We start from the raw sequence: 12,672 nt of genomic DNA, 5'->3' as shown, positions 1-12,672 counted from the left end.
CCACCGGTGAACCATCCGCCAACGGCGACGCCGACGATGAGCACACCGGATCAAACAACGGGGACGGTCAGCGGATCCGTCAACGGCTCGGATGCAGACGGAAACACGTTGAGCTACACCGTGTCCGGTGCGCCTGCGAGTGGGTCTGTCATGATGAACGTCGCCACGGGTACGTTCATCTACACGCCGACTCAGGCGGCACGCCTGCTCGCCGGCACCACTGCGGGACCCGATGTCGACAACTTCACCGTCGCGATCAGCGATGGGCAGACCTCGACGCCCGTGAGTGTTTCGGTCACGGTGTCGGCCGCGCTTGTCTCGGCCCCGACCTCCAAGCAGGTGGGATCCTCGCCGATAGGTGTGGCTGTCAGCGCGACGAAGACGTATGTGGCCAACCAGGGCAGCAACACGATCTCGGTGATCGACCGCGCCAACCCATCGGCCACACCGGTCACGGTCAATGTGGTGTCTTCGCCACGGGTGATGGCACTGTCAGCCGACGGGTCACGGCTGTTCGTCGGCGGCATCAACGCGGTGTCGGTGATCAACACCGCCACCAACACAGTCGTGGGCACCGTGACCACCAATGCTGGGCAGATCAACGGCATCGCGGTCTACAGCCCTGCCGGCAGCCAGCAGCAGAAGGTGTATGTGAGCAACCAGAACACCAATACGGTGTCGGTGATCACCGCCACTCCGGCGACCGACAGCTATGCGATCAGCGCGACGATATCGGGACAGAGCCTTCCGACCGGGTTGGCGCTCTCCACCGACGGGTCCAAGTTGTATGTGGCGAACTGGAATTCGGCCAGTGTGCGAGTGATCAACACCGCCACCAATCAGCCGATCGGCAATTCGATTGCGGTGGGAGCCAATCCGTTCGGATTGGCGATCTCCCCAGACGGCAGCCGTCTGTACACGTCCAATTGGGGCAGCAGCACTGTGTCGGTGATCAACACCACCACCCCGACACCGACGGTGTCATCGATCGCGGTCGGCCCCAACCCGTTCGGCATCGCGCTCTCTCCCGACGGCTCGGTGCTCTACGCGCCGAACGCCAACGACACAGTGTCAGTGATCAATACCAAGACCAACACCGTCATCACCACTGCCAGCGTCGACGCCGCGCCGGAATACCAGTGGCACAACATCGCCGTCAGCCCCGACGGGCGGGTTCTGTATGTGTCGGACATGGCCGACGGGCAACTGCGCACCCTGACCATCGCCGGCGCCAACACCGCGCCCGTCGCCGGCACACCCACCATCAGCACCCCCAACGCGAGCACCGGCGCGGTCACCGTTGCGCTGAACTTCACCGACCCCGACGGCGACACCCTCACCTACACAACCACTCAACCCGCCACCGGCACCGTCACCATCACGGGCCCCGGCGTCTACACATTCACACCCACACAGGCCGCGCGCGACGCCGCGACGACACCACAAGGAGTGCATTCAACGACTTTCACCATCACCGCCAGCGACGGCAAAGCCGCTACAACAGTGCCCGTCACCGTTGCCATCGCGCCAGCCGCCAATAGCGACGGAGTCTTCGCCCTTGGCAGTGTCACCATGACGGGCCAGCGACCGGGCTCACTGGTGGTGACCGCCGATGGCACCCGCGCGCTGCTCGTCACTGGTTGGCCCATCGGGCCCGTCACACAGCAGTCCTACCCCAACGGGACCGGCGGATCGACGACCCGGGTTGCGGTGATCGACACCACGTCCGGCAATCAAATCGGCACCACCTTCACGTTCACCGGTCCTCAACCAATCGCGCCGGTGTTGAGCGCGGATGGAACCCGCGCATACATCGTCAGCACGGGCACCGGCACCGGCAGCGTGACCGAGATCAACACCACCACCGGTACCCAAATCGGCACCACCCTGACCCTCACTGGCGGCTCATCGTCCTCACTGGTGCTGAGTCCCGACGGCACCCGCGCCCTCTTCACCACCGGTGCATATTCCGCGACCACGAACACCACGACCACCCGGGTGGCCGTGCTCAACACCAGCACCGGCACCCAAACAGGCACCATCCTCACCCTCAACGGAGTGTCCGTCTACGGGCCGACGTTCAGCCCCGACGGCAGCCGCGTTCTCATCACCACCGACGTCGTCACCACCGTGGACAATGTCGCAGTGATCAACACCGTCACGGGCACCCAGACGGGGACCACCCTTACCGTCAACGGAGCCCTCCTCTATGCGCCGACGCTCAGTCCTGACGGCAGCCGCGCAGTGATCACCGCCCGCGATTACACAGCCGATACGACTGGGATGACGGTATTCAACATGACCACCGGCACCCAAATCGGCACCACCCTCACCCTCGCCGGCACCGGGTCTGTGCAGCAGGTGAGCCCCGACAGCACTCGCCAGCTGCTCAGCAGCAGCGTCTACGTGGGAAACGGCGCCTACACCACCCGACTCGCGGTGTTCGACACCACCACCGGCACCCAGGTCGGCTCAACGCTCACCCTCACGGGCACCCGCGCCTATGACTCGGTGACGCCCACGCCTGACGGCCGTCATCTCCTGATCACCGCCGACGCCACGGACGCGGCGACCGGACAGAAGACAACCCGGCTGACGGTGTTCGACACCACCACCGGCACCCAGACCGGCACCACCCTCAACCTGACCGGGGCCGTTCCTTACAGCTACGTGCCGATCTTCAGCCCCGACGGCACCAAGGCGCTCATCACGACAGACGTCTACGACTCGACCACCAGCTTGCACACCGGCCGAGTGACGATGATCAATACCTCCACCGGCAGCCAAATTGGCACCCCCATCGCCCTCACCGGATCCACCTTTGCCTTTGCGACATGGCGCGCCGACGGCAGCCGCGCCCTGATCACGATCACTCCTACCCAGTACGACACGGTCGTCGCGCCCATGTTGGTGGCCGTTATCGACAGCGCCGGCAATCAGATCGGCACCACACTCAGCCTTTCGGGCATGCCCAACTACGGCACCCTGCCGGTGTGGAGCTCCGACGGCACCCGCGTGGTGATCACCACCAGTGCCAACCAGGCCGGCGGGGGAAGCACGACCCGGGTGACAACAATCAACACCACCAATGGCACCCAAACCGGCACCACCGTGATCCTCGCCAGCAGCCTCTACGGCGGCCGGACGAATTTGATCCCCGGCGGCAATCGCGCCATGATCACCGCCGGCGACCAAGTGGCGCTCATCGACCTCACCAACGGCAGCCAAATCGGCACCACCATTGCCCTCAATGGCACGCCGGCTGGCATCCTGTTCAGTGCCAACGGCAGCCGCGCAGTGATCACCAGCGCGACAGGCGTCACGGTGATCAACACCAGCACCGGCGCCGAGGTCGGCACCGGCCTCACCCTCACCCCCAACGGACGATCGATCGTGACATCCCTGACCCCCGACGGCACACACGCCCTGGTCACCACAGACCGCCGGTACATCGGCGACCCCGGCGTACCCAGCACCCCCGTCGCAGTGATCGACACGATCACCGGCAGCCAGGTCGGCACCACTCTCGACCTCATCGGCGACACCTACGCCCCGCCCGCGTTCACCCCCGACGGCACCCACGCGCTCATCACCACCAGCGAGGACAACGCGGCCACCGGCGTGAGCGCCACCCGGGTGATAACGATCAACACCGCCACCGGCGCAGAGGTCGGTACCACCGTCTTTCTCAGCGGTGTGCTCGCGTCCGGCGTCGGCAATCCCATAGGGGTGGTGTTGAGCCCCGACGGCACCCGCGCCTTGGTTGCCACCTCCCCGAATACCGGCGGAAGCACCAGCCGAGCTGCGATCATCGACACCGCAACAGGCACGCAGATCGGCAGTGCCGTCACGATCAACGGAGCCGTGTCGGGACTGAAGTGGAGCCCCGATGGAACCCGGGTATTCGTCACGACGTACATCACGACAGCCACCGGCGCCGACATGAACGTGCAGGAGACGGTCCTACAAGTCTTCTAGGGAGCGTTCGCCTCTACAACGTCAATACGGTCGCCGCGGCGGTGCCGGGCGCGCCGTAGACCTGGGCGAAACCGACGCGCGGCTCGCCAGGCACCTGGCGGTCGCCCGCCTCCCCCCGTAACTGGCGGACCAGTTCGTGCACCTGCCGCAACCCCGAGGCGCCGATGGGCTCGCCGTTGGCGATCAGTCCGCCGTCGGTGTTGACCGGCATTGCGCCGTGAATCTCCGTGGCGCCGTCGGCAAGTAGCTTTTCCTGATCGCCGTCGGCGCAGAATCCCGCCTCGGCCATATGGATCACTTCGGCGCCCGCGTCGGTGTCCTGAAGCTGGATCACGTCCACATCTTCTGGCGCCACCCCGGCTGCTTCGAACGCCGCCTTCGACGCGTACACGGTGGGCGAGGAGTCCTCGTCGAGCGGAGCCGACGTGGCGTGCACCTCGTAGGCGCCGTAGGTACGCGTGCGGATCTCGGCCGCGCGCAAGTAAATCGGCTTGGATGTGTAGCGGTGCGCGATGTCCGCGTTGCACATGATCACCGCGGCCGCACCCTCGTCGGGGGTGCAGAACATGTACTGCGTCAGAGGGTAATTCAGGACCGGCGAATTCAGGATGTCCTCTTCGGCGATCGGCTTGCGCCGGAACGCATTCGGGTTCAGCTCGCCATTGCGGAAGTTCTTGGCCGCGACCTTGGCCAGCGTCTCCTGCGAGATGCCGTGCTTGTGGAGGTAGTGGTTGATTTTCATCCCGAAGAACTTGGTGGTGACGAACTGCCCGTTCTGTGCGTACCACTGCGGCAACGCCAACTTGGCTGGGTCGTCAGTAAAGGCGCCGCGCGGATGCTTGTCCATACCGATGGCAATGCCGATGTCGTACTTGCCCAGTCGGATCGTGTCCGCGCACACCTGGGTGGCCGTGGCGGCTGTGGCGCACGCGTTGAACACGTTGATGAACGTGATCCCAGTAAGCCCCACAAGTCGTGTCACCGCGTCCGGGTTGGACACCTCATGCGCGCCGCCGACTCCGAACTGGATGTCTTTCCACTCGATGCCGGCGTCTTGCAGCGCGGCATGGATCGCGTCGGCGCCCATCTCCATCGCGGTCTTGTCGAAACGCCCGAACGGGTGAAGGCCCACACCGATGATCGCAACATCGTTCATTTCGGGATCTCCTCTCAGACCGGCCGGAAGGCAAACGTCACGATCTCGTTGCCCTCTTCATCGGTGGCGAACGGCAGCATCGTCAACTCGACGTCCATACCGAACTGAATTTTCTCCGGGTCGTTCTCGGTCAGTCGGCCCTCGACCCTGATGACGTCGTCGAGTTGCACCAGGCCCACCCCGAACGGGACGAAGTCCTTACCCGTCGGTCCCGCGTACGGCGCCCCGGGTGGGAAGCCCTGCGTCGTCCACGCCACCAGCGTGCCCTGACGCGGCAGCAGCAACTCGGCCATCTCGCCGCGGCTGCACTTTGGGCAGTGGTCTTGCAGAGGAAACGCGGTAGCGCCGCACGCACCACATTTACTACCGATGAGCTGGGGGTTTTCGTCAGGCCATGTCGAAATCTCGGGTGCGAGCGCTTTCTGCATTCCAGCGATCCTCCGTGGGTCCGAGCGTCAATAATGCGCTTACAAAAGCGTACAATGCCATTACTCTGAATCGGAAATCCGGTTCTCGCTGTGCCTACAGGCTTTAGTTGTCACTCGCAGGCTGTATCTGTCACCGACTGGCCCGGAATGTCGTCGGTGAGATCGCGCCAGTCGGTGTGTGGCAGCGAAAGGGTCCGTCGGCAAGAACCTGGCCGCAGCATGGGAGCTGCTGGAGCCGACACTGCTCACGCTCGGCACGAGCACCGAAGCGACCGGGTGATCGCACCGAAAACGGGAGGAAGCTAGATACTGTGGTCCAATGTCGCTGGACCGCGCCGCGCTGGCGAGTTTCGATGAGGCAGCAGCCCAAATAGCTTACCGCCGTTGGGAATGCGCGGTGTTCCGTAAGACCAGCGACCGATGGGGCGGGTTGTCGAACATGGCGGCCGGCTTCCCCATCGTCGTCAACGACGTGCCGATCCGCACCTCCGAGGCCCTCTATCAAGCATGCCGGTTCCCGAACCTGCCGACGGTGCAGCGCGAGGTCATCGCTCAGGCAAGCCCGATGGCCGCCAAGATGAAATCCAAACCGCATCGCAAGGATGCCCGCCCGGATTTCGATTCGCTGCGCGTGCCGATCATGTGGTGGTCGCTGCGGGTGAAGCTGGCCTGCAATCCGGCGACCTTCGCGCCACTGTTACTGGCGACCGATCGGCTGACCATCGTCGAGGACAGCCACAAGGACACCTATTGGGGCGCCATACCGAGCGACCAGAACTCTGAAAGCCTTATCGGCCGCAACATCCTTGGCCGACTGCTGTGCTTGCTGCGCAGCGTCCTTGACCAGCACGGCCTGGAAGCGATGCTGGTGGTGACTCCGTTGCCCATCACCGATTTCAAGCTCTATGGGGTCCCGATCCGCACCGTGGGCGCGACCGCCGCTTAGCCTTTGAGGACCCAGGGGCATTCGTTGCCGTGGTGAATATCGCCTCAAGGGAGCGACGGTTGCCCGGAGATCTCGGTGCATCTCGCAGTTCAGGGAAGTGATGTGTTCGCGATCAGGGTCACTGATGACCACTATCGCCTTTAACTCGACGGGGAACGAACAGCCCGCAACAGCGAGGCTGTGACAACTACGGCCTGTCGTCACACTCGGTCACGCCTTCGATACGACCGCCTCGCTGAACTGCTCGATCGCCTCGACGGTGTGGGCCAGGCTGTCGCCGGGCAGGCCCACCTGCACCCAGGTGACCCCGATCGCAGCCAGTTTGTCCAGCCCGGTCAGGTAGGCGTCGGGGTTGAAGTCCGGTGTGCCGGCTCTGCCGCCGTCGAAGTTGGTGAACGTGATGTCGATTTCCGACCAGTCCCGGTCGACCTCGTCGAAACGACGGCGCAGGTCCTCGATGCCGTCAGCGAGCTTCTCGATGGAGTCCAACGCCGTCGTGCCCGCCGTGTTGGCCAGCATTGCGGGCGCCGGGAACGGGCACCACCCGTCGCCGTGTACCGCGACTCGCTGGCGGGCCTTGCCCGTGTTGCCGCCGATCCAGATCGGTGGGCGCGGCCTGCTGGCGGGCCGGGGGTGCGCGGTGATCCCCCGCGCGGTGAAGTGCTTGCCCTCGAACGTGATGTCGTCGGCGACCCAGATTGCCCGGATCACGTCGAGGGCTTCGTCGAACAACTCGTTGCGTTCGTCGTAATCGACTCCGAGAGCGGCGAACTCGCGCTTGAGATAGCCCGCGCCGACGGCGAGTGTGAACCTGCCTTCTGACAGCAGGTCGAGCGTTGCGCCGGCCTTCGCGACGACGAAGGGGTTGCGATAGGGCAGCACCACGATGTTAGGGATGAGGCGCAGTGTCGTCGTTCCCGCGGCGGCGTAGCCCAACGCGACGAACGGGTCCAGCGCGTCGTGCCCGCCAGCGTCGAGCCACCGCTGCGTCGGAGCCGGATGATCGGTGAATCCGAAGCCGTGAAATCCGCATGCTTCCGCCGCTGCGGCCACCTTCGCAATGCCCCTGCCGGACACAAGTTCCGGGTTGTACGGGTGGGAGATCATCGGGTGAGTGATTGCGTATCGCATCTGGTCCCTATCCTCTGTCGCCCACGGTCACGTGATTATCCGCAGATGATAATTTCATTCTCATGTATCAAGGTCGATACCCGGCCGCATGATGAGGACCATGGCCCCGCCCTCCTTGCTCGAGCCAGACAGCGGCCTGCCGCGCGGCGTGCAGGGTGCCAGCGATCCACGCTTCTCCGGCGCGACCAAGCTGTTCGCCCAGCTGTTCCCCGGACGCAAGTTCGGCGGCGGGGCGCTTGTGGTCTTTATCGACGGCGAGCCCGTAGTCGACGTGTGGACGGGATGGTCGGATCGCGCCGGCGAGCAGCTGTGGACGGCCGACACCGGCGCGATGGTGTTCTCGGCGACCAAGGGCGTGGCGACGACGGTCATCCACCGCCTGGTCGATCGCGGGCTGCTGTCGTATGACGAGCCTGTCGCCACGTACTGGCCTGAGTTCGCCGCAAATGGCAAGGAAGACATCACCGTTCGCGACGTGTTGCGGCACCGGGCCGGGCTGTCGCACCTGAAGGGCGTCACCAAAGAAGAGGTGATGGACCACCTTCAGATGGAGCAGCGGCTGGCCGCCGCACCGGTCGACCACCTCAAGGGCCTGCCTGCCTACCACGCACTGACGTACGGCTGGCTGTTGTCTGGCCTTGCCCGGTCGGTCACCGGTAAGGGCATGCGGCAGTTGATCAGAACCGAGCTCGCGCGCCCGTTGAACACCGACGGTTTGTACCTGGGCCGCCCACCAGCCGACGCCCCCACCAAGGTCGCGCAAACCCTTGCGCCACAGAGCACACGGGCGAATCCGCTGTTCAACTTGGTCGCGCCGCGAATCGCGGGCCTGCCGTTCTCCGGTGCTTTCGGCTCGATGTACTTCCCGGGCATCAAGTCGATGATGCAGGGCGACATGCCGTTTCTCGACGGCGAGGTGCCCGCCGCCAACGGTGTCGTGACCGCACGCGGGCTCGCGAAGATGTACGCCGCGCTCGCGAACGGCGGCCGCGTCGACGGCAGGCGATTCCTCTCCGCGAAGCTCGCACAGGGACTGATCGGGACCCCACGCGTGCTGCCCGACGTGAATATGGTGGTCCCGATGCCGTTTCATCTCGGCTACCACGAATCGCCGATCCCGGGCGTGCTCAAGGGGTTTGGCCACGTCGGGCTCGGCGGCACGTTGGGGTGGGCGGACCCTGAGAGCGCCGCCGGATTCGCGTTCGTCCACAACCGGCTGCTCACGCCGATGCTGTTCGACATGGCGTCGTTCGCGCTGTTGGCCCGGCCGCTGCGGGCAGCTATCGAGGCCGCGCGGTCAGCCGGCCCGGTCCGGGTGCCGGATTTCGGTGCGCCGTACCCGAAGCGCACGCGCAAGCCCACGGCCAAACCCGCTGCCGCGGCGAGCGGTTAGCTCGTCACACCCTCGGGGGCGTATCCCAGAGCGCTCTTGATCTCCAGGTACTCGTTGAAGCCGAATTCGCTCCACTCGCGGCCGTTGCCGCTGCGCTTGTAACCGCCGAACGGAGTGTTGAGGTCGAACGCGTGGTTGATCGCCACCTGCCCGGCCCGGATCCTGCGCGCCAGCGCACGGGCCTCGTCGAGGTCGGCGCCCGAAACATAGCCCGCCAGACCGTAATCCGTGTCGTTGGCGATCTCGACGGCGTCGTCGATGTCGTCGTAGGCCAGGATGCACAGCACCGGGCCGAAGATCTCCTCGCGGGCGATGGTCATATCGTTGGTGACATCGGAGAAGATCGTGGGCTTGACGTAGTAGCCGCTGTCGAGCCCGTCCGGCCGTCCGGGACCGCCCGCAGCAACGGTGGCGCCTTCGTCGACACCCTTCTGAAGCAGCCCCTGCACCTTGTCGAACTGGGCTTTGCTCGCGACCGGCCCGATGGCCCTCTTGTCGCTGAGGTCGCCGACCTTGGTCCCTCCGGCCACTGCGGCTGCGACCTCGGCGGCCTCCTTCATGCGGGCCCGCGGGACGATCATCCGCGACGGCGCGTTACAGCTCTGCCCGGTGTTGACCATCATCACCGCTGCGCCGGCACCGACGCTCTCGGCGAACTTGTCGTCGTCCAGCACGATGTTCGGGCTCTTACCGCCGAGTTCCTGCGTCACGCGCTTGACGGTCGCGGCAGCGTTCTTCGCGATGTCGACCCCGGCGCGCGTCGACCCGGTGAAGGAGACGAGGTCGATGTCGGGGTGGCTGGACAGCGCGACGCCAACACCCAGGCCGTCGCCGAAGACCATGTTGTACACCCCGGCGGGGACGCCTGCCGCATCCAGGATCTCGGTGAAGACCTGGCCCGAGTACGGCGCTACCTCCGACGGCTTGAGCACCATGGTGCAGCCCGTGGCCAGCGCCGGGAACACCTTGCAGGCGATCTGGTTGACCGGCCAGTTCCACGGCGTGATCAGGCCGCAGACGCCGATCGGCTCCTTGACGATGAGCGTCGACCCGTGCGCCTCCTCGAAGGAGAAGTTCTTCAGCACGTCGATCGCCGTCTGCAGTTGGCCCATGCCCATCATCACCTGGGGCCCGGCGGCCAGCGACGGCGGTGCGCCCATCTCCTCGTGGATGGCGTCGGCCAGGTCGCTGGAGCGTTTGCCGTATTCGGCGGCGATCGCCTGCAGCACATCAAGGCGTTCTTCGCGGGTGCTCAGCGACCAGGTCGCGAACGCCTTGCGCGCCGCGGCGACCGCCTTGTCGACATCGGCTGCCGATCCCAGTGCGATCTTGCCGGAGACCTGTTCGGTGGTGGGGTTGTCGACGTCCAGCGTCTTCAACTCGATCGGGTCGACCCACTGGCCGTCGATGTAGAACTTCAGATAATCGCGCACTGGACACTCCTTGCCGCTGGGCTTCTCGATATTGACATTAGTCGCCGCGCTGTCACGCTTAAACAGGCTTGACGTTTTTGGACTCTCACCCAGGTTGAGCTGCGTCGCAAGCATTCGCCAAGGCGTTTTCCGCAACCTGTTACGCGACCGACCGAGGAAAGGAGGAAGAAGGATGAAACGAGGAATTGCAGGGTTGGCGACGACGGTGTTGGTTGCCGGCGGTGTGAGTTTGGCGGGCGTGAGCGCAGGCGTCGCCCAGGCTCATCCCGACGGTTGCACGAGTTACGCCTGCTGGTGCCCGGGGCAACCCCTGCCGGGCAAAGTCGCAGGAGATTGGGACATGAATGCCTGCCACGACTGGCACTACTCCTGGCATGACGACCCGCACGCGCCACAGGGCCAGATAGAGCAGGGACCTCTGGACTGCGGCTACGGGCCGGGCACATTGCCGCAGTGCGCGGGTTAAGGGCTACAGGCACAAGAGTATTCGCTTACTGAGTGCCTTCTGCATACCACGTCCGGAATTCGGCGTACTTCGGCATCTCCTCAGAATTCGCTTTCGGGTCAATGCAGACGTGCACGACGGCGGTCTTGCCGCTGGCGTAGGCCCGCTCGATCGCCGGGCCGATCTCGTCTTCCTTCTCGACGAACTCGCCGTGGCAGCCGAACCCTTCGGCGATCTTGTCGAAGCGCACGTCCTTGCTCCAATGCACCCCCGGCTGCGGTGAGGGCTGTTCGAACGTGCGCTTGTAGACGCCGACCTCCAGTCCCCACTGATGGTCGACGCCGACCACGCACACCAGCGGCAACTGCAGTCGCGCGGCGGTTTCCAGCTCGGCGATGTGGAACAGGAACGCGGAGTCGCTCGTGAGTAACATGACCGGCCGCTTGCCGCCGTCGGCGACAGACGCGCCGACCGCGTACGGCAGCCCGGTGCCGAGGTGCCCGAAGTTCTGATTCCAGATCACGTCGCGGGGCTTGGCCTGCGAGTACGTCCACTGGAAGATCACGGTCGCGCCGCCGTCGCGCACCATGATGCCGTCCTTGGGGAAAGCCTTCGTGGCCTCGACCACGAAACGTGCGGGGTGCACCGGTGTCCGTCCGGTCGGCGCGTTCTCCGCCAGCTGCGCAAGCTCTTCGGCGTCCTCCTTGACCCACCGGTCGAGGTCAGCGGATGGCGGCCGCGGGTCCTCCTTCAGTGCGGCGACGAGTTGGGGCACGACACCCCGGAGGTCGCCGACCAGCGGCACGTCGATGGGCCGGTTCACGCCGATGGCCACCGGATCCTGTTCGACCAGAACCCATTTGCGGATGTCATTGCGCTCCGCCCAATGCCGGGTGCGGCCGTAGTGGCTCGGTTCGCCGAGCTCGGTGCCGAGAGCGACGCACAGGTCGGACTTCTCCACCGCTTCGACGGCCGCTGGCGAGAAGCCGTACGCGAAGGTGCGGTCCTCGAGGCCCGGGATGAACGATGTGCCGCCGGAGGTCTGAATCACAGGGCAGGACATCAGGTCGGCGAGTTCCTTGACCGCGGCCGCGGTACGCGACGTGTGCACGCCGTGGCCGACGAGCAGGACCGGGCTCTCGGCCTCGCGGATCAGCGTGGCGGCCTCGGCCACCTCCCGCGCGCCGGCACCCTGATTGACGAGACGATACCTGTTGGGCGGCAACGGATCCGGCACATCGAGTTCCTCGAGAATCACGTGCGAAGGAAACTCGATGTAGGACGGCCCTGGTGTTCCGGACATGGCACGTCGGATCGCCTCGTGGACGATTTCATCGGTCTGGTCGGCATATTCGATGGAACTGCTGTACTTGACCGACGGGGTGAAAAGGCCTTCCTGCTGGACGAATTGGATACGGCCGCGCCGAACGCGCCGCTCGGTGATGCGTGCCCGCTGGCCACCGAGGAAGATCACCGGCGAGTTCTCCACCAGCGCGCACATCATCGCGCCCGAGATGTTGGCGACACCCGGGCCGAGCGTGCCGATGCACAGACCGGGCCTGCCCGTCATCCGCGACGCCGCCTCGGCCATGAAGCCGGCGCTCAGCTCGTGATGCGGCGCCACCACGGACCAGCCGCGTGTCTCCGCTTCGAGGAACATGTGCACGAAGTTCGGGTCGGGGATGCCGAAGATCGTGTTGACGCCCTCAGCCTCGAACAGGTCGAGAATCCGCTTGTAGACGGGAACACCCATGGTTTCGCT

9 protein-coding genes are annotated in these 12,672 nt (G+C 65.2%); 4 read left to right on the top strand and 5 right to left on the bottom strand.

Features of this window, described 5'->3' with window-relative positions:
- Nucleotides 1–6: 6 nt before the first annotated feature.
- Nucleotides 7–3,978 (top strand): cadherin-like domain-containing protein, encoded by a 3,972-nt coding sequence (locus QOH60_RS27600; protein WP_526425070.1) that lies wholly within the window; start codon nt 7–9, stop codon nt 3,976–3,978.
- 13 nt (nt 3,979–3,991) lie between these two features.
- On the opposite strand, the gene QOH60_RS27595 is transcribed toward QOH60_RS27600, so the two are convergent.
- Together QOH60_RS27595 and QOH60_RS27590 are read right to left on the bottom strand one after the other, a co-directional pair.
- Nucleotides 3,992–5,134, bottom strand: coding sequence for a thiolase family protein (locus QOH60_RS27595; RefSeq protein ID WP_526425066.1), 1,143 nt, complete (start codon nt 5,132–5,134; stop codon nt 3,992–3,994).
- 14 nt (nt 5,135–5,148) lie between these two features.
- Nucleotides 5,149–5,562 carry a Zn-ribbon domain-containing OB-fold protein gene (locus QOH60_RS27590; protein ID WP_526425065.1) on the bottom strand — a complete coding sequence of 138 codons (414 nt, stop codon included), beginning with the start codon at nt 5,560–5,562 and terminating at the stop codon, nt 5,149–5,151.
- 319 nt (nt 5,563–5,881) lie between these two features.
- On the opposite strand from QOH60_RS27590, the gene QOH60_RS27585 reads away from it, so the two are divergent.
- Nucleotides 5,882–6,508 (top strand): NADAR family protein, encoded by a 627-nt coding sequence (locus QOH60_RS27585; RefSeq protein WP_526425064.1) that lies wholly within the window; start codon nt 5,882–5,884, stop codon nt 6,506–6,508.
- 210 nt (nt 6,509–6,718) lie between these two features.
- Here the strand turns inward: QOH60_RS27585 and QOH60_RS27580 are convergent, their stop codons facing one another.
- Entirely contained in the window at nt 6,719–7,639 is a 921-nt protein-coding gene (locus QOH60_RS27580; RefSeq protein WP_526425063.1) for an LLM class F420-dependent oxidoreductase, read from the bottom strand.
- A 100-nt stretch (nt 7,640–7,739) separates the two neighbouring features.
- On the opposite strand from QOH60_RS27580, the gene lipL reads away from it, so the two are divergent.
- Nucleotides 7,740–9,032 (top strand): esterase/beta-lactamase LipL, encoded by a 1,293-nt coding sequence (lipL, locus tag QOH60_RS27575; protein WP_526425062.1) that lies wholly within the window; start codon nt 7,740–7,742, stop codon nt 9,030–9,032.
- Here the strand turns inward: lipL and QOH60_RS27570 are convergent.
- A complete protein-coding gene (locus tag QOH60_RS27570) occupies nt 9,029–10,465 on the bottom strand; it encodes an aldehyde dehydrogenase family protein (RefSeq protein WP_526425061.1) in 1,437 nt (478 codons plus the stop codon). The genes lipL and QOH60_RS27570 overlap by 4 nt on opposite strands.
- Nucleotides 10,466–10,637: 172 nt before the next feature.
- On the opposite strand from QOH60_RS27570, the gene QOH60_RS27565 reads away from it, so the two are divergent.
- Nucleotides 10,638–10,931: a hypothetical protein gene (locus QOH60_RS27565; protein WP_526425060.1), complete on the top strand. Its 294-nt coding sequence runs from the start codon at nt 10,638–10,640 to the stop codon at nt 10,929–10,931.
- Nucleotides 10,932–10,956: 25 nt separating this feature from the next.
- On the opposite strand, the gene QOH60_RS27560 is transcribed toward QOH60_RS27565, so the two are convergent.
- A complete protein-coding gene (locus tag QOH60_RS27560; protein ID WP_526425059.1) occupies nt 10,957–12,663 on the bottom strand; it encodes a thiamine pyrophosphate-binding protein in 1,707 nt (568 codons plus the stop codon).
- Nucleotides 12,664–12,672 lie beyond the last annotated feature (9 nt).

This window comes from Mycobacterium sp., assembly GCF_032159765.1.
Taxonomy (GTDB): Bacteria; Actinomycetota; Actinomycetes; order Mycobacteriales; family Mycobacteriaceae; genus Mycobacterium.
The sequence above is the reverse complement of the archived record's forward strand: the minus strand, read 5'-3'. Positions and strand labels throughout refer to the sequence as shown.

Bases quoted from the DNA above. Each gene is read 5' to 3' on its own strand.
- QOH60_RS27595 (WP_526425066.1), bottom strand. From the start codon at position 5,134: ATGAACGATGTTGCGATCATCGGTGTGGGCCTTCACCCGTTCGGGCGT.
- QOH60_RS27585 (WP_526425064.1), top strand. From the start codon at position 5,882: ATGTCGCTGGACCGCGCCGCGCTGGCGAGTTTCGATGAGGCAGCAGCC.
- lipL (WP_526425062.1), top strand. From the start codon at position 7,740: ATGGCCCCGCCCTCCTTGCTCGAGCCAGACAGCGGCCTGCCGCGCGGC.
- QOH60_RS27560 (WP_526425059.1), bottom strand. From the start codon at position 12,663: ATGGGTGTTCCCGTCTACAAGCGGATTCTCGACCTGTTCGAGGCTGAG.
- QOH60_RS27590 (WP_526425065.1), bottom strand. From the start codon at position 5,562: ATGCAGAAAGCGCTCGCACCCGAGATTTCGACATGGCCTGACGAAAAC.
- QOH60_RS27580 (WP_526425063.1), bottom strand. From the start codon at position 7,639: ATGCGATACGCAATCACTCACCCGATGATCTCCCACCCGTACAACCCG.
- QOH60_RS27565 (WP_526425060.1), top strand. From the start codon at position 10,638: ATGAAACGAGGAATTGCAGGGTTGGCGACGACGGTGTTGGTTGCCGGC.